The sequence below is a fragment of the Psychrobacter sp. M9-54-1 genome, from assembly GCF_016613355.1.
Taxonomy (GTDB): Bacteria; Pseudomonadota; Gammaproteobacteria; order Pseudomonadales; family Moraxellaceae; genus Psychrobacter; species Psychrobacter faecalis.
The window spans coordinates 1-26,334 of record NZ_JADGFW010000013.1 but is presented as its reverse complement, the minus strand read 5'-3'; the positions used below and the strand labels follow the sequence as shown (position 1 = coordinate 26,334).

23 protein-coding genes and 1 pseudogene are annotated in these 26,334 nt (G+C 43.0%); 13 read left to right on the top strand and 11 right to left on the bottom strand.

Annotated features, from left to right (window positions below; genetic code table 11):
• Nucleotides 1-75 precede the first annotated feature (75 nt).
• Nucleotides 76-1,848 carry a hypothetical protein gene (locus IQ457_RS06140; protein WP_200662484.1) on the bottom strand — a complete coding sequence of 591 codons (1,773 nt, stop codon included), beginning with the start codon at nucleotides 1,846-1,848 and terminating at the stop codon, nucleotides 76-78.
• A 353-nt stretch (nucleotides 1,849-2,201) separates the two neighbouring features.
• The gene (gene purL / locus IQ457_RS06135) at nucleotides 2,202-6,221 is read right to left on the bottom strand and encodes a phosphoribosylformylglycinamidine synthase (protein ID WP_200662483.1); all 4,020 of its coding nucleotides are present in this window, start codon (nucleotides 6,219-6,221) and stop codon (nucleotides 2,202-2,204) included.
• Between the two features lie 419 nt (nucleotides 6,222-6,640).
• On the opposite strand from purL, the gene IQ457_RS06130 reads away from it, so the two are divergent.
• Both IQ457_RS06130 and IQ457_RS06125 read left to right on the top strand, forming a co-directional pair.
• A complete protein-coding gene (locus IQ457_RS06130) occupies nucleotides 6,641-7,135 on the top strand; it encodes a pyridoxamine 5'-phosphate oxidase family protein (RefSeq protein WP_102077008.1) in 495 nt (164 codons plus the stop codon).
• 314 nt (nucleotides 7,136-7,449) lie between these two features.
• Complete coding sequence (locus IQ457_RS06125) at nucleotides 7,450-7,944, top strand: pyridoxamine 5'-phosphate oxidase family protein (RefSeq protein ID WP_200662482.1); 495 nt, start codon at nucleotides 7,450-7,452, stop codon at nucleotides 7,942-7,944.
• A gap of 136 nt (nucleotides 7,945-8,080) precedes the next feature.
• Here IQ457_RS06125 and pgsA read toward each other — a convergent pair whose 3' ends face one another.
• The 3 genes from pgsA to acs form a co-directional block, all read right to left on the bottom strand.
• Nucleotides 8,081-8,767, bottom strand: a complete 687-nt coding sequence (gene pgsA, locus IQ457_RS06120) for a CDP-diacylglycerol--glycerol-3-phosphate 3-phosphatidyltransferase (protein ID WP_200662481.1) — start codon at nucleotides 8,765-8,767, stop codon at nucleotides 8,081-8,083.
• Between the two features lie 524 nt (nucleotides 8,768-9,291).
• A complete protein-coding gene (locus tag IQ457_RS06115) occupies nucleotides 9,292-10,497 on the bottom strand; it encodes an NAD(P)/FAD-dependent oxidoreductase (protein ID WP_200662480.1) in 1,206 nt (401 codons plus the stop codon).
• Nucleotides 10,498-10,678: 181 nt separating this feature from the next.
• Nucleotides 10,679-12,640 carry an acetate--CoA ligase gene (gene acs / locus IQ457_RS06110; protein WP_200662479.1) on the bottom strand — a complete coding sequence of 654 codons (1,962 nt, stop codon included), beginning with the start codon at nucleotides 12,638-12,640 and terminating at the stop codon, nucleotides 10,679-10,681.
• A 400-nt stretch (nucleotides 12,641-13,040) separates the two neighbouring features.
• Between acs and IQ457_RS06105 the strand changes: the two genes are divergently transcribed.
• A complete protein-coding gene (locus tag IQ457_RS06105) occupies nucleotides 13,041-14,342 on the top strand; it encodes an NAD(P)/FAD-dependent oxidoreductase (protein WP_200662478.1) in 1,302 nt (433 codons plus the stop codon).
• Nucleotides 14,343-14,598: 256 nt separating this feature from the next.
• Nucleotides 14,599-15,594: a pirin family protein gene (locus IQ457_RS06100; RefSeq protein WP_200662477.1), complete on the top strand. Its 996-nt coding sequence runs from the start codon at nucleotides 14,599-14,601 to the stop codon at nucleotides 15,592-15,594.
• A 114-nt stretch (nucleotides 15,595-15,708) separates the two neighbouring features.
• Here the strand turns inward: IQ457_RS06100 and nemA are convergent, their stop codons facing one another.
• Together nemA and IQ457_RS06090 are read right to left on the bottom strand one after the other, a co-directional pair.
• Nucleotides 15,709-16,812 (bottom strand): alkene reductase, encoded by a 1,104-nt coding sequence (nemA, locus tag IQ457_RS06095; protein WP_200662476.1) that lies wholly within the window; start codon nucleotides 16,810-16,812, stop codon nucleotides 15,709-15,711.
• A 344-nt stretch (nucleotides 16,813-17,156) separates the two neighbouring features.
• Nucleotides 17,157-17,702 (bottom strand): hypothetical protein, encoded by a 546-nt coding sequence (locus tag IQ457_RS06090; RefSeq protein ID WP_200662475.1) that lies wholly within the window; start codon nucleotides 17,700-17,702, stop codon nucleotides 17,157-17,159.
• A gap of 5 nt (nucleotides 17,703-17,707) precedes the next feature.
• Here IQ457_RS06090 and IQ457_RS06085 point away from each other — a divergent pair, with 5 nt between their 5' ends.
• Nucleotides 17,708-17,890, top strand: coding sequence for a hypothetical protein (locus IQ457_RS06085; RefSeq protein WP_200662474.1), 183 nt, complete (start codon nucleotides 17,708-17,710; stop codon nucleotides 17,888-17,890).
• A 47-nt stretch (nucleotides 17,891-17,937) separates the two neighbouring features.
• Here IQ457_RS06085 and IQ457_RS06080 read toward each other — a convergent pair whose 3' ends face one another.
• Nucleotides 17,938-18,834 carry a DMT family transporter gene (locus IQ457_RS06080; protein ID WP_200662473.1) on the bottom strand — a complete coding sequence of 299 codons (897 nt, stop codon included), beginning with the start codon at nucleotides 18,832-18,834 and terminating at the stop codon, nucleotides 17,938-17,940.
• Between the two features lie 97 nt (nucleotides 18,835-18,931).
• A pseudogene (locus tag IQ457_RS06075) lies at nucleotides 18,932-19,156 on the bottom strand (tryptophan synthase subunit beta); the annotation flags it as partial.
• Nucleotides 19,157-19,343: 187 nt separating this feature from the next.
• Here IQ457_RS06075 and IQ457_RS06070 point away from each other — a divergent pair.
• Nucleotides 19,344-19,892 carry a GMC oxidoreductase gene (locus tag IQ457_RS06070; protein WP_242465368.1) on the top strand — a complete coding sequence of 183 codons (549 nt, stop codon included), beginning with the start codon at nucleotides 19,344-19,346 and terminating at the stop codon, nucleotides 19,890-19,892.
• A 103-nt stretch (nucleotides 19,893-19,995) separates the two neighbouring features.
• Here the strand turns inward: IQ457_RS06070 and IQ457_RS06065 are convergent, their stop codons facing one another.
• Nucleotides 19,996-20,586 carry a hypothetical protein gene (locus tag IQ457_RS06065; RefSeq protein WP_200662472.1) on the bottom strand — a complete coding sequence of 197 codons (591 nt, stop codon included), beginning with the start codon at nucleotides 20,584-20,586 and terminating at the stop codon, nucleotides 19,996-19,998.
• A 36-nt stretch (nucleotides 20,587-20,622) separates the two neighbouring features.
• Complete coding sequence (locus IQ457_RS06060) at nucleotides 20,623-21,069, bottom strand: hypothetical protein (protein ID WP_200662471.1); 447 nt, start codon at nucleotides 21,067-21,069, stop codon at nucleotides 20,623-20,625.
• 233 nt (nucleotides 21,070-21,302) lie between these two features.
• Between IQ457_RS06060 and IQ457_RS06055 the strand changes: the two genes are divergently transcribed.
• From IQ457_RS06055 to IQ457_RS13730, 7 genes are all read left to right on the top strand, one after another.
• Entirely contained in the window at nucleotides 21,303-22,322 is a 1,020-nt protein-coding gene (locus IQ457_RS06055) for a lipoate--protein ligase (protein ID WP_200662470.1), read from the top strand.
• A 220-nt stretch (nucleotides 22,323-22,542) separates the two neighbouring features.
• Nucleotides 22,543-23,505 (top strand): PAAR domain-containing protein, encoded by a 963-nt coding sequence (locus IQ457_RS06050; RefSeq protein ID WP_200662469.1) that lies wholly within the window; start codon nucleotides 22,543-22,545, stop codon nucleotides 23,503-23,505.
• Nucleotides 23,483-24,394: a hypothetical protein gene (locus tag IQ457_RS06045; protein ID WP_200662468.1), complete on the top strand. Its 912-nt coding sequence runs from the start codon at nucleotides 23,483-23,485 to the stop codon at nucleotides 24,392-24,394. Before IQ457_RS06050 ends, IQ457_RS06045 begins: the two co-directional genes overlap by 23 nt.
• Nucleotides 24,395-24,568: 174 nt before the next feature.
• A complete protein-coding gene (locus IQ457_RS06040) occupies nucleotides 24,569-25,054 on the top strand; it encodes a hypothetical protein (protein ID WP_200662467.1) in 486 nt (161 codons plus the stop codon).
• Between the two features lie 21 nt (nucleotides 25,055-25,075).
• Nucleotides 25,076-25,399, top strand: coding sequence for a tetratricopeptide repeat protein (locus tag IQ457_RS06035; protein ID WP_200662466.1), 324 nt, complete (start codon nucleotides 25,076-25,078; stop codon nucleotides 25,397-25,399).
• 9 nt (nucleotides 25,400-25,408) lie between these two features.
• Nucleotides 25,409-25,885, top strand: a complete 477-nt coding sequence (locus IQ457_RS06030) for a tetratricopeptide repeat protein (protein WP_342343307.1) — start codon at nucleotides 25,409-25,411, stop codon at nucleotides 25,883-25,885.
• A 150-nt stretch (nucleotides 25,886-26,035) separates the two neighbouring features.
• Nucleotides 26,036-26,125, top strand: a complete 90-nt coding sequence (locus IQ457_RS13730; protein ID WP_446737533.1) for a PAAR domain-containing protein — start codon at nucleotides 26,036-26,038, stop codon at nucleotides 26,123-26,125.
• Nucleotides 26,126-26,334 lie beyond the last annotated feature (209 nt).

The window sequence follows — 26,334 nt, the reverse complement described above, 5'->3', positions numbered from 1 at the left end:
AATTTTGATGAACTCTTATGTAAATGAAGACAAATATAGCCCGCTGTTTGTTACGGCCAACAAGTATTTAAAAACTTAACGATTAAGTAAATCTGTGATATTACGATTAATTGATTCAATAGAGTTAATGACTCCATCAAGTAGGAAGTCTAAAGCTTTACCGTAACCACTATTAACCGTAGATGTATCAAAACCTATTCTTTCAAGAAAATTTATAGCATCCTCTATCGACTCATGAGACTCACTGTTTCTTAAATCGTTATTAACAAATAGAGGGGCTATAGTAGGGTTTTCGTTCTTCCACTCTACCATATTTGCTGAACCAGCTAATGCATCTTTATCTTCAAGTTGTTCATTCAAATATTCTAAAATATTTAGAATAGCTTGAAGAACTTTTAATCCTTTTAAGTTAGCAACTTCATCTTTACGTGCGCCTAGAGCTCGTAAAACCCTTTTTAAAGTACCTACTTTTAATCTAACTATAATTTCGTTTAAGGTTTTGCAACGAGATAGAAAATCCTGCTGATACATGTCTAACGGAGTAACTTGCGCCATACGCTGGATAATCGGAAAATTCCTAAAGCCCTCTTCATCATAAAGTCTACGCTCAAACTCACTAAACTCAGTGGGAGGCATTATTTCACCATTAGTAGCTTTAACAAGTTTCGATAAGTTCTCACTCAAATCTATTAGCTGTAGTAATAGTCTATCTACTTTAGAAACAATATGCTCTTCTGAACTATCTCTAGCTACAAACTCTTCTTCTGAGATCGCATATTGGTGTGCGTGATAAACCTCTTGGTCTGGTATACCTCTATATAGCTCATAGAAAGGAGCTTTGATTATATTTCTGCCTACTCGCTTACAATCTCGAAATCCCCATTGGCCTTTATATGAAGGACAGCTGGAGAAACCATTATGGACTTTAAAAGGTACAGCACTAAAAACTTTATTTTTCTCATATTTTTCTAAAAACCTATCATCTAAATAAGCGTATTTATTACTACGAATATCTCTAACTTGATTACGTGTAATGGGCTGTGAATCGCCTGGCCATATCAATGAATAAATATCCTGTTCACTACATAAAACTGGAGAAACTGCTACAACTGATGCCCATAGCTGTAATAGTATTTTTCCATCAACTTCACTTATATCTAGTTCACCCCAGCCATTGCCAATAATTTCATTATAGTGATTATTACCATTTATTAATTGTCTTACTTCAGAACTGTCATCTATATATGCTTCATAGAAGAAAACTCGCACACCATAACAGCCCGTCATCCATAAATACTTTCTCAAATAATCATTTCGCATCGTCCAATAAACATCTCGCTTGAGATTAAACTCAAATTCAGAAGCAACATCTCCTTCGCTAACCCCTATGATAGGTAGTGATAAATCATCATATATTATTTTTTGTACATCATTACCTATAACTCTTGGTGACAATCCTAAAGTCATCCACACTTTTTCAGCTAAGTTATAGGAATAACGTGACCCATCGCCCCATGATGCGACAATATAGTCGTATCCTGACACATTTGTTTGAATTGGATAAATACCACCTACTTCATCACAAGTTGGCGTAGATGATTTGACTGTGCCCTCTGTACTTTCTGGTAGCACTTTAAGAGATTGAATATCTTTCTCAGGAATACAAACCATGAGCATATGCAGATACTCATATCCATCCATATACTGATTTTTTTCAAATCGGGTGGTTACATTTATTTTACTATCTGATATATCGATACTTTTTTGTGAAAGAAGCGACTTCAAAGTTAGCGGTACACAGCTCATTGGTAGAGGAAACTCGTTCATATAGTCGATTATTTTTGTCATCCAAATAGTATCCGTAACGTAAATTCAATAAAGTAAAAATCGCGTCTTTATAAGATGAAATCTCTAAACCACAATAGATAGTATCAAGAACACAATGTCGCCGCTAGCCCCGACTGTAGCGGTATCCTGCTGGTTTGGGCGAGTTGCGATGGGTAGGTTTTGGGTGGCGACGCGGAGCAAGCGACGACCCAAACCGTAGCCAGCGCCTCGCCTAGACTGGCAGATACAAGCGGAAGGCGGGAATAGCTCCGCCTACTTCTTAAAACTCAAATCCCAAATACAAAAAAAGGTGAGCTTTGCGCCCACCTTCTCATTTTAAAAAACATCTGTCTAAAATAATACCCTAAAACAGCTTAACGCAACCAAGCCCGCGCATTACGGAACATACGCATCCACGCGCCGTCTTCATCCCATGCTTCTGGTTTCCAGCTATGATTGTAGGCACGTAGCGTACGCTCAGGGTGCGGCATCATGATGGTGACGCGACCGTCGGTGCTACACAGACCAGTGACACCGCCGACCGAACCGTTTGGATTGAGCGGATAAGTCTCAGTTGGATGACCTTGGCTATCGACAAAGCGCATGGCGAGCTGACCGTGTTTTGCCATACCGTCGATCTCGGTATTGTCCAGCGTGGCATAGCCTTCACCGTGGGCAACAGCGATTGGCAGGATGCTGTCTTGCATGCCTTTGAATAGGATAGACTTGGTGCGCTCGACTTTGACGTTGACCGTACGCGCCTCAAATCGCGCCGATTTATTAGCAATAAATCTTGGAAAGTTTTCCGCACCTGGGATCAGATCTTTTAACTGCGCCATCATCTGACAGCCGTTACAGACACCGAGTGAGAAGGTATCAGGACGGGCAAAGAAGCGCACAAACTGCATGCGCAATTCGTCATGGAACAAGATAGAGTTCGCCCAGCCAGAGCCTGCGCCGAGGACGTCACCATAACTAAAGCCACCACAAGCGACCAGACCATCGAAGTCACGTAGATTGATACGACCTTCAAGTAAATCGCTCATGTGGACGTCGACCGCTTCAAAGCCCGCTTGGGTAAAGCCTGCTGCCATTTCGGTCTGACCGTTGACGCCTTGCTCACGCAGGATAGCGACTCTTGGCTTGCTTTCACGGCTAGCTAAATATGGCTCTTCCACTTTTTGATTGAGGTCAAAGTTTGGTGCAGCGATTAGACCTTGATGGCTAGCATCGCTAATCAAGTCATACTCTTGCTGGACGCACGCTGGGTTGTCGCGGCGGCGGGCGATTTGATAGCTGACCTGACTCCATTCTTGTTGTAGCTCAGAACGGCTAAAGCGTAAGGTATCATCGCCCATATGTAGCGGCGTTTGGATGATTAAGCTGTCTTCCTCACAGCTTTGACCGACGAGGCTGAGCATATCGCTGATGTTAAATTCTTCTGCCAATTGCATAAGAGCAGCGACATTTTCTGGTAAGACCTGAATGACCGCGCCCAGCTCTTCACTGAATAATTGACCGAGTAAATTTTTATCGTCCAATGACAGCTTGATACCTTGTCGACTGGTGAATTGCATCTCTGCAATCGTCGCCAGCAAGCCACCATCACCAATATCGTGATAAGCACTGATGACGCCTTGGGCATTACCCGCTTGGATAAAGTTAAAGAAGTCTATTAAATCGCTTGGCTTTTCAAGGTCAGGACATTCATTGCCTAATTGGCTTGCTGTTTGCGCAAGGATTGAACCGCCAAGGCGCAGTTTGCCTTTTGATAAATCAACACGGTAGAAGGCGCTGTCACCATTGATTAGCTCAGGTGTTAAGGTTTTTGCCACATCAATAACAGGCGCAAAAGCAGTAATGACGAGGCTCATTGGCGATACGACTGATTTATCTTTGCTGCCGTCTTTGTTGCTATCCGTCCAATTAGCACGCATCGATAGCGAGTCTTTACCAACAGGAATCGCTATACCGAGTGCTGGGCATAGCTCTTCACCGATCGCATACACAGCGTCAAACAATGCAGCGTCCTCATTGTCATCGCCGCAGGCTGCCATCCAGTTCGCTGACATGGTGATATCAGATAACTGATTAATACGCGCACCAGCAATATTGGTAATCGCTTCACCGACGGCTAAGCGTGCAGAAGCTTTTGGGCTAATAAGGGCAACAGGCGTACGTTCACCAACGCTCATCGCTTCACCGCTCATCGGCTGACCATCTAGCGCTAATAAACCAGACGCGGTAACGGCGCAATCGGCAACCGGCACTTGATAGCGACCGACGTACTGATCGCGAACAACCATACCAGTGATTGAGCGGTCACCGATGCTAATGAGGAATGATTTGCTCGCAACGGTTGGATGACGCAGCACATCTTTGATAGATTCAGCTAAATTAAAGTCATTAAGCTCAAGCGGCGGCAATTCATTGTCTTGACGATTAAAGCTACGCTGCATCTGCGGCGTACCACCGAGCAATACTTGCATCGGCATATCGACTGGCTGCGCGTCTAACAATTCATCATCAACGATAAGCTGACGTATTTCAGTCGCTTCCCCTAAGATAGCATACGGGCAACGCTCACGCGCACAGATGGCATCAAACTGATCTTTACTCTCTGGGCGAATCGCTAGCACATACCGCTCTTGCGCTTCGTTTGACCAAATCGCCATCGGCGACATGCCCGCTTCTAGCGATGGGATTTTACGCAGGTTTAAATGGGCGCCCATCTCGTGGTCATTGACCAATTCTGGCATGGCGTTTGATAGACCACCTGCACCAACGTCATGTAATGAGACGATTGGGTTACCGTCCGCGCTGTTGTTACTTGCATCGACATCATTCCCAGCTAAGGCCCAGCAGCGATCGATGACTTCTTGGCAGCGACGCTCCATCTCGGCGTTATCGCGCTGCACAGAAGCGAAGTCCAAGCCTTCATCTAACTCGCCGCTATCAACAGACGATGCTGCGCCGCCGCCCAACCCAATTTGCATCGCAGGGCCGCCAAGAACGATCAAGAGATCACCTTGTTGAATGGCATTTTTTTCTATTAGGTTACGTTTGATGTTACCGTAACCACCTGCCAGCATGATGGGCTTATGATAGCCGCGCATTTGGCTGCCATCTTTTGCTGCTGAAGTGTCTAATTGGAAACTACGGAAATACCCGCATAGGTTTGGACGACCAAACTCGTTCGAGAAATTGGCTGAGCCAAGTGGTGCTTCGGTCATAATCTCAAGGCTGGTGGCCATACGATCGGGCGTTCCATAGTCCTTTGTGCTTACTTGCCCCGAGTGTTCCCATTTTTCCGCAAGCTCTGGAATATGCAGATGTGATACATGGAAACCCGTCAGACCGGCTTTTGGCTTACCGCCACGTCCCGTTGCGCCTTCATCACGAATCTCACCGCCTGCACCTGTCGCTGCACCCGCATAAGGCGCAATCGCCGTTGGATGGTTATGGGTTTCAACTTTCATTAAGATATCGATTTCTTCTTTATGAAAGCCATAAGGATGGGCAGAATTTGCATCCGTGGCATCTGTCGGCACTGGGTAGTAACGCAGCCCCTTAGCACCAGCCATCACCGCGGCGTTGTCTTTATAAGCCGACAAAATACCTTGTGGATTGGCTTTATAAGTATTTTTAATCATCTGAAATAGGGATTTTGGCTGTACTACACCATCGACTGTCCATTCAGCGTTGAAAATCTTATGACGGCAATGCTCTGAGTTGGCCTGTGCAAACATCATCAGCTCAACGTCAGTTGGATTACGCTTTAGCTCATTAACGTAGGCATTCATTAGATAGTCGATATCTTCGCTCGACAAGGCAAAACCAAATTCTTTATTGGCATTCTCTAGTGCTGATTGACCTTGACCGATGACATCGATGCGATTAAGCGACGCTGGCTGTTCATCATCAAACAGCTTATTTACGTCATTTAAATCATAAACTAGGCTTTGGGTCATACGGTCAAACAATAATTGCTCAGCGGCTTTAGATAACGTGTTATTGGTCGCGCTCAATTCACCGTCTGCTTTTGCGTCAATCGTTAGGGTATAAACGATAACGCGCTCGACGCGTTTAATCTCAATTTCACAGTTATTAAAAATATCGGTCGCTTTACTGGCCCACGGCGAAATCGTCCCAAAACGCGGACCGACGATCACTTGTATTTGATTGTCTTCAGGGGTGGCAAGTTGAATATCGGCATGCACCCCAAACAAATCCAGCGCTTTTTTCTGCTCATCACCTACGAGGTCGCGCGATAACACATAAACCTGCTGAGTATGAATCTGGCTGACATTTAGCTCGGTTTTTTGCTGAAACTGACTGATGAGTTGCTGCGTCTGAAAATCGGTAAGAAACGGTTGTCCGGCGATGGTCATCATAAAGGCATAATCCGTAAGATCAAGGCATCTCTGCCATGCAAAGTAAATGGTCTGCGTATTATAACAAGAAGCCCTGTAATAAGCAGGTCAAAACCAAGATAAAAAACTTTTCGTCAGAGAAATATTGCTCAGCTGGCGTCACAATTTTTACCTAATTCTTGTAAACCTTACAAACACTCACATCGCATTACTGGCGACCTATATAAATAAGAGAGTGATAATCGCTATTCTAGTTGGCAGTTGCGATGAGTTAAGCGCCTTATAACAAGCTAATAAATATAAAGAGCTTTAAAACTATATCTATAACCTGCTCATAAAAATTATTATAAACGGCGCTGGCTTGTCTAAACTGAATGATTAATAAGCAACCATAAGTTAAACAAAGAACCACTTGCTATAATGATAAAAGGATAAACCTAATGAGTAACCAAGAGCATATCGCGAAAATTCAAGAAATCATCAAAGACGTAAAATTTGCTATGATGAGTACTACCAATAAAAAAGGTGACATTCATGCTTGGCCGATGACCACTAATAAAGCGGATGTCGCTGCCAAAGAAATTTGGTTTATCGGTGATAAAACCTCAGACGTCGTCAAAGACATTCAAAACGATGCAAGAATTGGATTAACATACGCTACTCAAGATGAAAAGAATTACGTTTCTATCAGTGGTAACGCTGAATTATCAACCGATAAAGACAAGTTAGATGAGCTATGGTCGCCTGTTTATAACGCCTTTTTCGCTGAAGGTAAAGAAGATGAAAACGTCCAATTGATTAAAGTGGTACCACATGGTGCCGAGTGCTGGATTAGCGGTAGCTCAGTGGTCAATATGTTTAAAATGGCAACTGCAGCGGTGCAAGAAGGTAAAACTGCTGAAGATTTAGGCGAGACTTTCTCCGTCTCTCTATAACCTCGCTTTCTGTAAGTTTTGCTGTCTTAATAATAAAAAACAAAAAATAAGACATCTATTTGAACGCCAGTAAATTATTAATTTACTGGCGTTTTTTTGTTTAATCAAAACCTTAAAGCTTACAAAGCGTCACAGCGTATTACAGAGCAGCTATATCGTTTTATTAAGCAACTTTATTATATTAATAACTGATTGCACACATAACGAGTCATCGGCTAAGAGTTATTAATGATTCATTAATTATCTGCCGGTAGCTTTTAAACTTTTAAACCTGAAACTCAAACTGCCTATTTCAATAGTAAAGGATAACTATTATGAGTAAACAAGCGCAAATGGATACCATCCAAGCGATGGTAAAAGATATTAAATATACCATGATGACCACACGCAATGGCGAAGACCATCTGCACTCTTGCCCGATGAATACCACCGAAACCAGCATTGGCGCCAAAGAAATTTGGTTTATCGGACACACGCCATCTGAGACTGTTGATAACATTAAACAAAATGCGGAAGTAAATTTGGCTTATACATCTAAAGGTGATGATAGGTATCTATCTATTTCTGGTACTGCTGAATTGGTTGAGGATGCGGAAAAACTCGATGAACTATGGTCGGTTATGTATAACGCCTATTTTGAGCAAGGCAAAGAAGATCCAAGGGTACAGCTGATTAAAGTGGTGCCGCATGGGGCGGAATACTGGGCAAATGGTAATGCCATTACCAGCGCGGTCAAAATGACGGCGGCGGCAGTTACCGATACAGCGATTGAAAAAAGCTTAGGGGAAAATTTCTCTATTGAGTTGTAATTATTTGATCATTAAATACACTTAAAACTATGATAAATAAAAAACGCCAGTCACTTATCATGACTGGCGTTTTTGTTTATGAGCGGTTTAAACTTAAGCATGTAAACTTAAGGACTGATAGCATTTATTCTATATACTAACCGCTTTGTTTTAAATACGGCCAAGCCGCTCTTAAGTAAATCATCATAGACCATAAGGTTAAAATTACCGCCGCCACCATCAAGACATACCCTATCATTTCAAGCGATTGCCAATTTAACAATAACACAGTTATGGCGATCATCTGAAAAGTGGTTTTGAGTTTACCAACATAAGAAACGGCGACACTGGTGCGATTGCCAAGCTCCGCCATCCACTCGCGTAGCGCCGAGACGGCAATTTCACGCGAGATAATCACAATCGCGGCAATCGCCATAATGATATTGGGATGCCATTGTACCAAGATAATCAGTGCGGCTGCGACCATGAGCTTATCAGCGACTGGGTCTAAGAAGCGCCCAAAAGCAGAGACCACGTTAAGCTTACGGGCAAAATAACCATCCAGCCAATCCGTCACTGCGGCGACAATAAACACACCGGTTAGCAGCAAATGGCGCAGCAAACTGTCGCTAAATTCGCTCATACCTACTCGCGCGATGACATTGTCCGAAATCGCTGGCATGCCAATTCCCATGGCGGGTGGCCAATAAGCAATCGCCACAAACAGCGGAATCATTAAAATACGCGCAATCGTAAGATTGTTGGGTAGGTTAAAGATACTTCTGTCGTTTGGCGTTGGTAGCGGTTTTTGTTCTGGTGTGTGCAGCGGTGTACTCTCGGTCATGACAAACCCAGTTTATAGTGAGCGATAAGAATGTGGCTAGCTTAGCATTTTTCCGCCATGTCGTCATGCTTCTGTGCCGGTTGGTTTTGGCTTTACTCAATTGCAAGTGTTTTTGAGCAAAAAATCCTTAGCAAAATGTTTGTTATGAATGTTTTTAGCCAATAATCGGCGGATAATAAACCAAAACGTAATGACATGTAAGCAAGCTAGGTAAATCGACCAATTTCAGTTATGATGACTGAGGAATAAATACAGTTGTACACTGGAAATTGTAAGCAGACGTGATAATTTCTTGAAATCATAGATTTTGTCATCATCTTTATATTAACAATAATAAATCTTGATCAATTTACTTGTGGCTCGTTAATCAGTAGTAGCTCGGTCGCATGATAAGTTTTCCTCAGCCCACGACACCTCCTTCGTGGGCTCTTTTTTGCCTATAAGTTAATGATCTATATAAATTCAAATTTATTATGATGTAATACGTCTAAGTTTAATTCCTTAAAGCCTTTATTATCTGTAAATTAAACCATCGCTGTCACCGTCTGCGCCGCCATTTGATAGCAGCTTTCGATATTACCTTGTCCGCACCAATCGCCGCTGACAATCCATTGTTGCTTATCATCAACCAATACTCCTAACTGCTCTTTATGAGAAGCGGTTACGGTCGCGGCGTAACGCCAACGGTGACAATCAACTTGGCTTGGCGCGCTCTCCGCATTCCAGTTTAATGCTCGCTGAGCGGCTTCTAACAACTTTGCTTTTATGGTATTGATATCGTCATCGACGTGCTGCTCTGACCAGTCGTTGCGCGCATGAATGGTCATGCTGGGTAATAGCGTATGATGCTCAGGTTTATGATGTTCGATAAATATTCTATCAATGATAGAATCCTGTACATAAGCCACATCCCACGCTGTGTCTAAACGGCTTAGCGCCTCAGGTAATGGTTGGTTCTCATTCCAACCAAGCATTAAGCTATAGCACGCCTGCATTTTTGGCTCAGTGATTTTTGCGCATTCACTAAAACCGCTATCAGCCATAATCTCGACTGCTTGGCCATTTGGCGCGGTACAAATCACCCAATCAAAATGACCAAGACTGTTGCTATTTTCATCGAATAGCTCAGTTTTATTACTGGTTTTTTCACTGGTTTTGTCGTTAGTTTTATTATTGATGTTGCTATTTGGCGTTTGCTTATATTGAGATAATGGCGCGACGCGGGTGTTAAACTTAATGGTGCTATGCTGCAATTCATCAGCCAATGCTCGTCCCCAACTGGTCATCTTTGGCGTGCTGATATAACGCGCTTGCGTACTGCCCCATTGCTCTTTGAAGTGAATATCGGGTTTCTGATTATTTGCCGACATTGGCGTTAAGCTCACTACTTGCGCGCACCATGGCTGTAGCAAACCTGTCTGTGACCACGGTTCAATAAATTGTTGAAAGCTTGCGCTCTTGGCGGTAAAAAACTGCGCCCCAAATGCCCATTGCCAGTTTTTATCAGTAAGGCTATCGCTGCGGTAACGTGTTGCTAGACGCCCGACGCTGCGTGATTTCTCAAAAATAGTGATTTCTGGTATTGAGGATTTGTCATTAATTTTCTGCTCATTCATTTGGCTAGAAGCGCGCTCTAATAAGGTGGCAGTAAATAGTCCCGTTAAGCCAGCACCGATAATGGCAATTTTTGGCGCTGATATCGGCGTAGGCTGCAAAGAAGAGTTCAGCATAATGACGGTAAACCTTGTAAATATGGAGAAAAACAAAAGTTATTGAAACTTTAAAGCGCGCTAATAGCAATAACCTCTACGTAAAAAAGCCATAATATTTACGATAGTATGGCTTTTAAAGAAGGGAAAAATTAGTTTAGTGCATATTCTTTTAGTATATCCAATTAACGAATCATACTCTTTACTCTCCGCGTTCCGCTTTGACCACGTCAATCAGCTCATTGATGACAGCGCTATCAGCAAGGGTCGATAAATCGCCCAGACCAACATATTGCCCTGCGGCAAGATTTCGCAGGATACGGCGCATGATTTTACCAGAGCGCGTCTTGGGTAAGACATCCACCATATAAATAGCATCCAAGTTGGCAATCGGGCCAATCTCCGCACGCACGTGGCGATTGAGCTCAGATTTTAAAGCATCCGTTGCGGTTTCGCCCGATTTTAGAATGATAAAGGCACAAACCCCCATACCGCGAATGTCATGCGGCATACCGACAATCGCTGCTTCAGCCGTTGCTGGGTGCGCAACCACCGCGCTTTCAATCTCTGCCGTGCCCAAGCGATGCCCGGCAACATTGAGCACATCATCCACGCGTCCGGTAATCCAGTAGTGACCGTCTTCGTCACGCTGCGCACCATCGCCAGTAAAGTAATAGCCCGGATATTCTGTGAAATAGGTTTTTAAAAAGCGCTCGTGATCATTATAAATAGTACGCATCTGCCCCGGCCAGCCGCCACTAATCGCAAGGTTACCTTCTGCCGCACCTTCTAAGACATGACCATCAGCATCGACGACGACCGGCTCGATGCCATATAGCGGATTCATCGCCGCACCCGGTTTCATATCGACAGTACCCGGTATTGGCGCCAGTAAGATACCGCCGGTTTCTGTCTGCCACCACGTATCGACAATCGGACATTTACCGCCGCCAACGACATTGTAATACCAATCCCACGCTTCTGGATTGATCGGTTCACCAACGGAGCCAAGCAAGCGCAAACTTGAACGGTCAGATTCACGGACAAAGGTATCGCCTTCTTTCATCATCGCACGGATGGCCGTCGGTGCCGTGTATAAAATCGTGATTTGGTGTTTATCAATAATATGTCCAATACGCGCCCAGGTTGGATACTCTGGTACGCCCTCGAACATGACCGTCGTCGTCCCATTAGCAAGCGGTGCATAAGTGGCATAAGTATGACCGGTCACCCAGCCGACATCGGCGGTACACCAGTAGACATCGTCTTCTTTGATATCAAACACATCTCGGAAGGTCGAAAGCGCATAAGTGATATAACCGCCAGTGGTATGCAGCACGCCTTTTGGCTTACCGGTAGAGCCTGAGGTATATAATAAAAACAGCGGATCCTCGGCATTCATGATTTCAGGCTCGCAATGCTTTGATTCGCCATCGACCAAACTGTGATACCAGACATCGCGGCGACCGCTCATCGGCACAGAGTTACCCGTACGATGGACGACCACGACATTGGTCACGCTATCGGTGCCATCCATGTCTAACGCACGGTCAACATTGGCTTTGAGCGGCGTGCGTTTATTACCGCGAATACCTTCGTCGGCGGTAATGACCAATTTTGATTGGCTGTCGATAATGCGATTGCCCAAACTCTCGGCAGAAAAACCGCCAAATACCACCGAATGCACTGCGCCAATGCGTGTACACGCCAGCATGGCGACCATCGCTTCTGGTATCATTGGCATATATAAAGTGACGCGGTCGCCTTTTTTGACCCCAAGTTTGCGCATGGCATTCCCGAGACGACACACCGCTTCGTGCAGCTCTTTAAATGAGATAATTTTGTGCAGCGATGGATGGTCACCTTCCCAAATAATAGCAGGCTTATAAGGGTGATTTTTGACATGGCGATCAAGGCAGTTGACTGAAATATTAAGCTCACCATCCTCATACCATTTGATATGAAAATCTTCTAAGTCATAACTGACGTCGCTGATTTTGGTGGGTTTTTTTATCCAATCAATCAGCTCGGCACGCTTGGCCCAAAAGGCATCGTTCGCCTCAGGTGACGCGATAGATTGTTGGTATTCTTTGGTGTACTGCTCGGCGGTAGTATTGGCAGCGGCGACAAACTCAGCCGCGATAGGAAATGATTTTTGAGTCATCGTAGTCATCCTTTTTTAATTATTCTGACTTGTAACGGCTGTCGTTGCAACTATCATTAAACGGCTTGCGTTAAATATGAACGGCAAACGGTGGCCTATACAAGTGATAAGAGTCATCTTCCATAATGTCTGACACTTAAGTTAGTTTGACAAATAAGCCGCGTCGTTGCAAGACGTCGAGCGCAAAACACAACAATTTCGCTGCACAGCTGTATACTTAATCATGGGTAGCGATTTTTATAAGTTGACTGAGCAAAATTATTTAATCCTTGTAACCTGCTATAAAACATGGACAATAGCTACCCTTTATGATTAAGACGCCGCATTCGGCTACTTTTTAGTTTTACGATTTTTTATTTCTATTTTTTTTAAAGCTTAGCGCTTTTTGGAACCTATCATCATGGAAAACCCGCGCAATGCAGCAGCACACAATCACTACGATGTCATCGTCATCGGCGCTGGGGCGTCGGGGTTATATTGTGCGCTGACTGCGGGTCGCCGTGGTCGCCGCGTCTTGGTGCTCGACCATGCCAATAAAGCCGGTAAAAAAATCCTGATGTCAGGTGGCGGGCGCTGCAACTTTACCAATTACTTCGTCGAGCCCGAGCACTTTATCGGTAGTAATGCCCATTTTTGTAAATCCGCGCTCAGCCGTTATCCGAGCTGGGAATTCATTGCTATGGTTGAGCAGCATAAAATTCCTTACCATGAGCGCGAGCACGGGCAGCTATTTTGTGATGATTCGGCGCAAGATATTTTAACCATGCTCCTTGATGAATGCGCTGCTGTGGGCGTGCAAGTCAAGCTCAATACCCACATCGAACAAGTAAAGACTGATGAGAATAATAAGAGATCTCGCTTTGAATTAATTACCAGTAAAATCCTGAGTAAAAAAGAAAAACAAGAGAGAAAAAATAACGGCAATCAAAGTAAGCTGCCGCAAACCAGCTATCGCTGCGAATCGCTCGTGGTAGCGACGGGCGGCTTATCGATTCCAACGCTAGGCGCGAGCGGTTTTGGTTACGAGCTGGCACAACAGTTTGGTCATACGTTAGTTGCAACTGATGCCAGCCTTGTGCCCTTTACCTTTACCGATAAAACGGGTGAGCTGATTCGCACGCTTGCCGGTATCAGTCTGCCGGTGATTGCCAGTAATGAGCGCATCTCCTTTAAGCTACCGCTGCTCTTTACTCACCGCGGCCTGTCGGGCCCAGCTATGCTGCAACTGTCCAACTATTGGCATGTTGGCGAAACCATTACTATCAATTTGCTACCCGAAATAGATATAACGGCGCTTTTGCTAACTCATAAAAAATCGCACCCGCGCCAGCTTATCCGCACGGTCTTGGCAGACAATACCAACAATGCTTTGCCGAAAAAACTGCTGGCAGCGCTACAAACGCATTTGTGGGACGATATCAAAGACACCGAACTTGCCAATATTAAAGATGAGCGCTTGATAGAGCTTGGCACGACGCTGAACAGCTGGCAGCTAAAACCGTCTGGCACTGAAGGCTATCGAACCGCTGAAGTCACACGCGGCGGCATCACAACCGATGAAGTCTCGTCAAAGACCATGCAAAGCAAATATCAAGATAGCCTATATTTTATCGGTGAAGTGCTCGATGTCACCGGCTGGCTTGGCGGCTATAACTTTCAATGGGCGTGGGCCAGTGGTTTTGTTTGCGGCGAAGTGGTTTGATGTTAAGACAGACCCTTAATTTAAACGATAAGCATTTAAACAGTAAGCATTTAAACAGTAAGCATTCAAACGCTAGCCTTTCAAACGCCAGCGATGCAAATTTAAAAACACTAATTATTTGACTATTTTGAATATAACCACCATATAAACCCTTATGGATTTAGAATTACTTAAGAGTAGGCATTTCATTCCTGTTAAAGAATGGCAGTGAAATAAATAAGTATTCTTTAATACAGTTAGGCTGACGAGGTATGCAATGCGCGCCATCAAACATATTCATAACGATAAAGCACCGCATTGGGTCGGTGATGGTTTTTATGTCAAAACTTTGTTTAATCATTTAGATAACGAAGCTGATTTTAATTATCAGCATACCGATCCGTTTTTATTATTGGACTATGGTCAGCCGACCACCTTTGCGCCAAATCCAAACCATGAGAATGAGCCGCACGGTATCGGGCAGCATCCGCATAAGGGTTTTGAAACGGTGACGATTGCCTACGCAGGAGAGATTAGCCATGCCGATTCGGCTGGCGGTTGTGGCATCATCAAAGAAGGTGATGTGCAATGGATGACCGCAGGGCGCGGCATTATGCACGAAGAATTCCACTCGCCCGACTTTAGCCGCCGTGGTGGACTTTTTAGCATGGGGCAATTATGGGTCAATTTGCCAAGCGCCCATAAGCTGACCGCGCCTAAATATCAAACGCTAAAACGCGCTGATTTGCCTATCGTCGATTTAAGCAATATTGAAAATGGACATGCTATTGGTCAAGCGGCAATTATTGCTGGTGAATGGCAAGACACTAAAGGCGCAGCAAGTACCTTTACGCCAATCAATATGTGGAATATCGCTTTGCATAGCGCTGGCTCAACGACGCTGCAAGTGCCAAGCAATCATAACATCATGATATTGGTACAAGAAGGCACGCTACTAGTTAATGATAAGTCAGTAAGCGCAGGCAGTCTGATTCAGTTTACAGCGCCGACTGTTACTGATATCGCTATTATTGATTTCGACAATGGACAATCAGCAATGCAGGTAAGCGATAGTATTAAGTTGACGTACCCCAAGCCAGCTGATGATAAGCTTTCTGGTGATAAGCAAGCACCAAGTACGGTTAAACTATTACTATTAAGCGGTGAGCCGATCGGCGAACCAGTGGTAGGCTATGGTCCTTTTGTCATGAATACCCAAGCGGAGTTAAAACAAACGTTTCGTGATTACCAAACGGGTAACTTTGGTAAATAGCTAAATATTACCCATTAAAAAAGCCACCTTACTATTGTTAGCAAGGTGGCTTTTTATTCATTATCACTTTATTTAAATCGATAAAGCCAATTTAAAATGGCTATCCGATAATATTTAAGCTTGTTTTAAAAAAGGATAATCGGTATATCCTTCTGTACCGCCGCCATAGAAGGTTTGCGGATGTTGCTCATTGAGCGGCGCGCCTTGGCGGATACGCTCAGCTAAGTCAGGATTGGCAATATAATCACGACCAAAAGCCACCGCATCGATATAGCCCTCCTTAATATTCTGCTCCGCTTTTTCAGGAGTATAACCACCAGCAGCAATAATCATTTGCCCAAAAGCGTCACGAACGCGCTGACGGAATTCGGTGCTATAAGGCGTACCACCAGCCCAATCAGGCTCAGATAGATGCAGATACATCAGCCCGCGCTTATTGATTTGCTCAATAAGCCAAATATTTTCGTCTTCATGGTAGCCTGCTTCAACATTATTAAAAGTACCAAGCGGTGAGATGCGAATACCAACATGGTCAGCGTCCCATGCAGCAACACAAGCATCGATAACATCAAGGGTCAAACGCGCACGGTTTTCGCGGCTACCGCCATATTCATCATCACGTTGGTTGGTTTGCTCAACCCAAAACTGATGCAACAGATAACCATGCGCGCCATGAATTTCTACGCCATCAAATCCTGCTTCTTTAGCGTTCTTAGTCGCAAGCCCAAAGTCAGCGATAACTTGCTTTACTTCCTCAAGCGTGGCTGGACGCGGAGTTGTAGATTCAACGCGTATCGGTTGATTATTACTGTCACGCAATGTCGTGCGCACGCCCACATGAACATCAGACGCCGAAATAGGCGCTTTGCCATCAGGTTGGACGCTTTCGTGTGAAACCAAACCGGTGTGCCATAGCTGGACGACAATCTTGCCGCCTTTGGCATGGACATTATTAACGATGGTTTTCCACGCCGTCGTCTGATCTTCGGTATGAATACCGGGCGCGCCAGCATAGCCTTTTGCCTGAAAAGACACTTGCGTCGCTTCGGTAATGACCAATCCTGCACCACTACGCTGTGCGTAATATTCACTGGCTAGTGCCGTAGGAACATCGCCCGGCTCGACCGCGCGTAAGCGGGTTAAGGGAGCCATAAAGATGCGATTTTTTAGAGTTTGGGTACCCATTTTTACGGGTTCGAATAAGGTATCGTGTGCCATGAGGAGCCTTGTTTGTTGTTATAAAATAGATTTATAAGAGTTATTGAGCTTTGATAAATAGCCATGCTAATTGTTAAGACAGCCATTTATCAGCCGAGTTCTTTATAAGGGTAGATACCGCGATTCCAAGTAATACTTACAAACAAAAACACCTACGCAAGTATATTTCCAACCTTTTAAACGCTATTATTTATGTGACCTTATAAGGGTGTTAAGCTAATAGAATCATTAATTTTTGCTAAAATTTAGTAATAAAAAAAGCACCTGCTTTTAAGTTAGTGATTTTTTCTATTTTCTATCAGCACTAATATGAGCTATTTTTAACAAACAATCTCAGTCAATTTTTAAAAATAATAACCCAATTTCATACCAAGCGCGTAGCCAGTTCCATCGTCAATATTGGCTACCCGACCATCAACCTTAGTATCGACTGGACCGCCTTCAAACCACATATACTGACCGCCCGCAGACACACTCAGCTGCTCGGTCAGTTTGTATTGCGCGCTTAATCCCAAGCTTTTGATAGAGTCATAAGGTCCTAATAGACTGAGCGGCGCACCAGTACCGTGGTCATATCCGACACGTACTTCGCCTGAAACTTTTGGATTAAACTGCTTACCCAATACCACCTCAACCGCGTAACCATCTTTTTTATAGGCGGCCAAAGGCTCTTGTGTAGATAATGTCGCTAAAGGCGGGGCAACATTAAAGTTACTCCAATCTACCCAGCGGGCGTTAACCATTCCTAATAGCTGATACTTTTCACTCAGACTGGTTTGGAAATCGAAATTGACCGACTGCGGCATCTTCACTTCGGTCTTGCCCGCTAGTGGTAAGGCAACTTCATCAGTCGCTGGTCCCGGTGTTACCCCTTCCTGTGACAGTGGCACCGGCGGTGAAAAATATCGAGACGCTTACCTATCGCTTGCCGCAACCGACCACGCTAAAGTTTTATACGTATCAGCCGGACAAAGCATTAGCAGAAGAAAAAAGGCTTAAAACGCTGATGCCACTTGCCAAGGCGTTTGACATTATTACCTTTCCCATTCAACTTATCATGGCAGAAGGTGCTAAATAAGTGGCATTTATTAAAAGGCTATTTATCAATTAGAAAAAAGCAATATCTTAGGATTTAAGCATCTTTTTAATAGACAGCTCTAACGACAGATAAGTACCAAACAATATCACCATTGAACCGATAATCGCTGGCGTGTCTAAAGCTTCACCAAGCAGCAGATAGCCTAAAATAATGGCAAAAATCGGAATCACTAAGGTAATACTGGTCGCGCGCATCGGACCGATACTTTTGATGAGTTGATTCATAAAAATCAGCGCGATGGCGGTAGAAAAGACGCCGATACAAATCACTGACGTCCAAGCAGTGAGGCTAATGGTCTTGCCATAGGGAAACTCATACACCGCTATCGGCAGCATAATTATACTGGCGATGATAAGCGAGCCTGCGGTAATCGCCACCGGCGAGACGTTGTATAAATAGTTGCGGGTGATATTGGCGCCGACCGCGTAACCAACACAGGCAAATAAAGCGTAGCCCATTGGTAATAATGACGACTCAGAAGAAGCACTTTGACTACCAAATAAGTTCTCACTCATCAAAATAATCACGCCGATAACGCCAATGATTAAGCCGAGAATTTGTTTTTTTGACAGTCTGTCTTTAAAAAAGGTACTGGCGATAAAGCCGCTCATCATCGGGACAGACGCATTAAGCACCGCCAACACCCCAGCATTGACCGAGCGCGCTGAAAAAGCAAACAGCATAAAGGGGATGGCGGCAGAAAATAGTCCCACCAGCGTGAGCACTTTCCAGTTATCGCGTATGCCCTCCCTGTTTTTTGGGCTGATTAAGACAAAAACCAGCATGGTCAAGCCAGCTAGCACCACGCGCAAACTGGCAAATGCTAGCGAGCCAAATTCTGGCACGCCGATACGGTAAAAAATAAAGGACAGCGACCACATAAAGGACAATGTCATAAAAATAATGAGGTCGCGGTTGGACATGGGTGAATCCTATCAAGCGTTAGACGTTAAAAAAACCACGATGATAACTGGTTACACGCTTGAGAGCTGTTGTTTTTTTATACTGCTTGCAGATTTTTTATAGCTTTACCTTATCCAAAATAAAATCAATATCTTTATCGCCGCGCCCTGATAAATTGACCAAAATCGTCTCATCCGCTGACATATCTTTGGCGATTTTCATCGCATAGGCAATGGCGTGCGCCGACTCTAAAGCCGGAATGATACCTTCAAGGCGTGATAGCGCCATAAAGGCTTGTAAACATTCTGCATCAGTCGCCGACTCATAGAATGAGCGACTCAGATTAGAAGTTCATGTCCTCAATACCACGGGCGGCATCGATAAAGTTGAGCATTACACTTGCGATAAGCTCTTCCTTAATGCTGGCAGTACGGGCACCTCAGAGCTATTATTAAAAAGCCAAGCGGAAGGCAAGCTTACTAAGCTAAACGAGCATATTGGCCAGCATTGGGGCCCAAACGGTAACATCATGACTGGGCGCAATTTCGTCCACGCCGCGGGCACCACCCAATCGACCATTCCGGTCAAAGGTATCAATATGTGGGACGGCGATAGAGGCGGCTCAAAGTATAAAATCTTTGCTGAACTCGCGCCATTACCATTAGGACTTGAGACTTGGACAACGCTCTATCTCGCCATCACTGACAATCCAGAACGCGGTAACTATTACTATGATAACGCCACTAAAACCGTCAAACTTAACTGGAAACGCGAGCAAAATGAGTATTCGGTGAACGCTGCTAAAGAGCTGATCGAAAGACTCGCCAAAGTAAATGGTGGCTCTACTTCAAGCTTATTATTTACCAAAGGCTTCGGCGATAACTTCTGCTATCACCCGCTTGGCGGTTGTGTGTTAGGCTTGGCGACTGATGAATTTGGACGCGTCAAAGGGCACGAAAATATCTACGTGCAAGATGGCGCATTAATCCCCGGTAGCGCTGGCGTCAATCCGTATGTGTTTATTACGGGGCTTGCTGAGCGTAATATGGCGGCTATTCTGAGGGAAGATTTTGGGTAGGTTAGTAGTAGTGTAGAATTTGCTAACATAATATACACGTTTCTACTAATAGGAATAAGGCTAATGGTAACTTGTGTGTAGGGTCTGTGCTTGTGAGCAAATTCTAGCTTTCCCCTGAACCTAATTTTTTAATTGCTTTATCAATATTTTGTAATTGCTCATTAGTTTTTATTAAACTTTCTGAAATCTTCTTATCCCAGTTTGAATCAGAAATATCTGTTCCGTGAAATGCTTCAACGAAAAGCTGAGACGAACTCGATGATCTATTAAACCAAGTCATAGAATTAGCTCTTCTGTACTTAGCTTTAACTATAATATTCTTACCTCCAATATATTTTTTTAACCCTCCATATTGCCCCCAAGAAATAATAATTTTTTGGTTAGGGGCTAAGAAAGGAATTCCATCTACGATAGGCCCAGATATCATTGTTTTTGGCATGCTCTGAGGTTCTTCTATAGTGAAAGCTTTTTCAGGTAAATCTCTAGACGTTTCAAAACTTATATTTTCTGCTGGCCCTTTACCTATGTTCTCAATAATTAAAATAATAAGTGATGGTCGCTTTTTATCTGTATCTACATAAACAATAACTTCTGGATCGGTTGACGAACGGTAGACCGCATAAGTTATGGCAGCTGAGGCCGTTGCTATTAAAGCTATAAACACAGATATCCAATTTGCCAAATCTATTTGCATGCATAACTCTCCAACTAAGTTAAAACTGTGTTTATTCTAAACATTTTCTTTCCACTCGCTCATTCGTCGTTGAGATATTTCTACAGCACTGTCGGAAAACAGTTCAGGATAGCGAAGTATTACTGCTTCGAAAGCATAGGCTTCCAAGCCCATCTCTAATAATGCGGTATAACCTTTTGTCTCAGATTTACGATCAACGGCGCGCTCGACAGCATTAATTATTCCGTATTTTTGAATCATTGGCCAAGTTCTAGATGCGCGTGTTTTCTTACCATTTTTGGCACTTAGCACCTCTTCATAAGCATAGACTGCTTTTATAGCTTCTTTCTCTGCCGACGTTTCAGCACCATAGTTTTCAGCTTTTAAGTGAATAGCTCGTTCTTTTGTTTGTTTTACCAAATCTTCTCTGCCTGCATTCAAAGCATTTTTAGCAAAAATCTCACATTTCTTAGGAGTGTCTAAGTTTTTTATCCTTTCATCCATAACCAAATCTCTTCTTATGCATCAGTTAGCTGGTTTGAACCAATGCTATTTGTTACTTAATATCAGTCGTAATCATAACAGAAATAATAAAAATAAGTTGACTTCTTAAAACCTCAGACTTAAACCGCTCCCATACCACACACCCATTGAATTCCAACCACGCATCGGCAACAATGACATTATCTATTGATAACATTCAATCTAGAATAATTATTCAAGAAAAAGGATAAGTAATGAAACTGCGCATCTTAAAATCTGCCGTGACCAACCCTTGGTTTAACCTCGCGACCGAGGATTGGATATTTAATACGCTCAATCCCGACTCGCACACGCTATTTTTATGGCGCAATAGCGAGACCGTGGTCATTGGGCGCTCGCAAAACCCATGGGTAGAATGCAAAATCGATAAGATGGAAGCCGATGATGTATTTTTGGCGCGGCGGCAGAGTGGCGGTGGCGCGGTGTTTCATGATTTGGGCAATACCAACTTTACCTTTTTATCACCCAAAGTTGACTACGATCAAGAAGCGAACTTTACCATCATTATTAATGCACTAAAAAAGTTGGGCATAGACGCGGATTTATCTGGGCGTAACGACATGCAAGTCGGCGATAAAAAAATATCAGGTAGCGCCTTTAAACATGCGGCGGATCGCAGCTTTCATCACGGGACTTTATTAGTTAATGCCAACATGCAAAAGCTGGGCGATTATCTCAATCCGCATCCGCTTAAACTCAAAGCCAAAGGTATCAAGTCGGTGCGTGCGCGCGTCGCCAACCTAATTGAGTTTAACGAAAATATCAATCATGAGATTTTATCTGATGCGATTATCGAGGCGTTTTGTGAATATTATCGTGACACTGAGTATGGCGACACTACGCCAGTAGAAGAATTGGATGAAGCCAGTCTCGCCAAGCAGCCGACACTCAATAAATACTATCAGCAAATGGCAGATTGGGATTGGCGTTTTGGTAAGACGCCTGAATTTAGCCATCATATCGAGACGCGCTTTGATTGGGGCATTATTGATTTGCATATGGACATCAAGCAAGCGGTTATCAGTGAGGTCGTTATCTTCTCTGATGCGCTAAACGTTGAGTTGATTGACCTATTAAAAGACACATTGACAGGTATTAAATATGACAAACATGAGATTAATGCCAAGCTCGCTGAATTAGGTAAGGCTCATGCTGAACTGGCAGTACAAATTGATGAAGTGTCTAAGTGGCTGACTAGTGAGATGGAAGGTTAGATTTTTGCTTATTATTTATAGTGAGTAAAGAGTTTCTATTTCTTATTACCGTCAGCATTTTAATCGCCTTTATACTTTGCGTAGATTAAGCTTGCTGCCTAAATCACACCCTTAGATAAACTTAAGTTTGATATTTAACGCTCTAGCCATCTATAATGTGATGCAAATAATAAACTCGAGTTAAGAGTCTACACTTTGGGCATTTAAGCAAGGTAGCACTATGGCAGCCTATATCACCGTCGGCGCAAAGACTTCTCATGGTGGGACGGTCATCTCCGGCTCACCGCAAACCACTCATAACGGCATCCCTGTTGCCCGTAAAGGCGATAAAGTCATCTGTAAAAAATGCAAAAAGGTCACCACTATTGTTAGTGGTGATGTCTCCTTTATTGTCGATGGTGCGCCTATCGCACGTGGTGGCGATGTCACCAGCTGCGGCGCTAAACTGATTGCGACTCAGCAAGCGTTTGCAGAGTCTGACTTTGATGTTGGCAGTATTGCGCAGGCAGAACCTTTGGTGTTTCTAAAGTCGGAGCCTGATGCTTTATTTGGGAATAGCTTTGCGAGCACTAAAGGTTTAAAAAATAGCAACGAACCTAAAAAGCCTACAGGATATAATGCCGATGGAACCAAACAAACTCAGAAACAAATTAACGACGCTTGGATTGCATACTATGATCATAAGAACAAAGCTAAAGCTGAGGCTTTGACCAAACAGAAAAAAGAAGATAGAAGTATCGTTAATAAAACATTAGATTTCTTTGGTTTTGGTGACGATGCTCAAGCAGACAACGCTATTAATACTACTCGTCAAGGCAATAGCAATACTGAACTGACTGAAGATTATAAAAACCCAATGGCAAAGGTTCGAGATGAATGGAAAGGCGAGGCTGCTGATGGTATTAAGAAGACTAGTATCGTATTCGATAACGCAGGAAGGCAGGTTTCACCTCAATATGATGCAGGACGAGCTGTTTTAGATAACGTAATAAACAAGAATAATGATGCTCTAAAAGATAAGGCAATTGATAAAGCTACAGGTACAGGTAAAAGCAAGCTTGTAGAAAAGGCTAAAGATATTGCGCCCAAACGAGTTAGACAAGCATGGGATACCTATGACGATTATAATGCAGTAAAAGAAAAAGGGAGTGATATTCAGAATGCAATACCAAAAGATGATTAAGACGACTGCTCCAAAGATACTAATCATACTGTCATCGTTAAATATAACTGTTGCTTGTGCGGATGCTAATTTTGTTCCTCATACTGCTACCAGTATAAAAACAGAGTCTTCTAACTTTACAGAAGAAGTAAAAAATATTAAAAACCCAGAACGCCTTCGGTCAGTATGTGATGATCAAAAAAAAGCTGAGTATTGCTTTAATTATGCAGCGTATCAGGACTTAGTACTAGAAGACTACCAACTAGCTTACGAATATCATATGAAAGCATTTGATTTAGGTGAAAAAGAATCTGGCGTATTGATAGGTCATTATCAAGTTAACTATCCAGAACAATTTACTGACAGCAATCGCTTAAATATAGATGAAAGTATTTATTATTTAGAGCAAGCTTTTAAGGCAGGATATCCTGATGCCACTAGATTGCTTATGATGATTTATCGCGATCCAAAGTTCAACCGTATTAATTATACTAAAGCAGAGTATTATAACAAAATTGCTATCAAGCAGAATGTGAAAAAATCCAGAGGCTTACTAGCGTACTTATATATTCACCATATGAAAGATAAGTCTAAAGGAGATGAAATCATTAAGTTGTTGAAGGCGGATTTATTGTTAGAAAAAAACTGGGAGTCAGCATTAGCACTTATGAATATTTACCTATATCCAAAAGATTATGGCGCTAGTATAGAGCCTGATCTCGTTAAGACCTTAGCCTATGCTTATGTCAGTAGTGACTTACGTGATGGGCGCCATGAGGATGAGTTTAATAATGTAGATACTAGATTTGTCGAAGCAATGCAAACAGAACTACCTCCCGAAACGTTAAAGCAAGCAAAAGCTATGTATTTAAATCTGATGGCAAAGATGAATGACAAGAATATCTCTTAGTCATGTAGCTCATATAGTAAGTGCCAAGTTAAGAAATTCTCATAGTAAAACTCCAGTTTTAAACCCTCACCGCACAGCCGACTGGAGATTAATTAAGTGAAACTTAATATATTTTATATGACTACAATTATGATGTGCGTAGTGCTCACGGCGTGTGAAGCAAAGGTAGCTTACATGACTCCTCAGTTTGAAGGTCAAGTGATTGATAGAAAAACTGATCAGCCTATAAATGGCGTTAAAGTATTCCTAACTTCTCAGAACTTCAGTAATACAGATGCATTCGGAAATTTTTTAATACCACCAGTAGAATATAAGTATTGGTTAGTTGGTCCAAGCCATGACTCTATCAAAAATTATTATGGTGCTTCTTTAATTTTTGACCATGAAGCCTACGTCTCAAAGTTATATACAATAGGCGATATACCCTCAACAACTAAGAAACAAGAAAATGAAGACTACCTCCAAAATAAAAAATTTATTGATATGGGTAAAGTTTACTTGACTCCAGCGGTTCCAAATATTTTAGAGATGCAAGAAGAGATCATATCAGACACACTTGATTATTGTCAGCCTAACCGATCCCAAAAAGAAGTAGAGTGTATACCTGTACCAAAAGCCATGACCCATACACAGGTAAATTCAATCCAGACTAGCAAATAAATGTTTACCTAAGAGATTTCGATGTATCAAAAAAACATCACGCCTTTAATTCAGTCTTTACTACTAGCGACAGTGCTAGCCAGTGGTTTGATAGCTTCTGCTTGCTCAGCAGAGTCTTCAAATATACCCATATTATCTAATCAAAGCACCCCTGCTGATATATACGAGCTTGGCCTTGCCTATTTTGAGGGTGACTCAGTCCCTGAAGATGATGACAAAGCTTTTGAACTATTTAAGGAAGCTGCTACTCAAGGCTATGCGCCTGCTCAACATCACATAGGCATTATGTATCACGAAGGTATTGGTGTAGATCAAGATTATCGCAAAGCATTTGAGTGGGTTTAGCTAGCTGCTATACAGGGATATTCTCACGCTCAAACCGATCTAGCTATCATATACGAAAATGGAAAAGGTATTGATCAAAACTATGAAAAAGCCATGAAGTGGTATTTGTTATCAGCTAATAACATAGACCCTAGTAGTGCTTCTATCGATGCTCAAAACAATATTGGCAATCTTTATGAAAACGGCTACGGCGTGACGCAAAGCTATACCAAAGCATTGGATTGGTACAGAAGAGCTGCGGCTCAAGATCTGGATTTAGCACAACTTAATATCGGTGGTCTCTACGAAAACGGCTATGGCGTCCCTCAAGACTATGACGAAGCTTTTGAATGGTACAAAAAATCTGCCGACCAAGGCAATCAAGAAGCCAGTAATCGCATTGGTAGATTGGTCATGAATGATAAAATCGATGATACAGGCATCACTATCTACAGCACCCAAGAAACTGGTCTCACATTAGGTGATATTGAAGAAATGAGCCAATGATAACGATAGCTGTATGAGCCAGTAGTTTTTAGCTCATACAGTCACTAGTTTATGAAATGTCTAACAACCCCATCACTCCGCCAAACCATCCAACATCTTCTTCACTTCAGGCACGTATTGACCCAAATCAGGCTATCAATATAATGCTTTATAGTCACCACTCATAACGGCATTCCTGTCGCGCGTAAAGGCGATAAAGTCGTTTGTAAAAAATGCAAAAAAGTCACTACTATTCTGTAAATACCCCATTCTTAACACAACAGACATTTATGATAAGCTTGTTGCCAGCGACAGAGATGTACGCGGTTTACTATGGTTATCAATGATTGCGACTACAACATGATAAGTGTATCGATGCTGAAATTCAGATTTTTAATGGGATCATGCTCTTTAATATTATTGAGTGCTTGTTCATCCGGTAACCCTCCCAAACTTAAGACACCTAATAA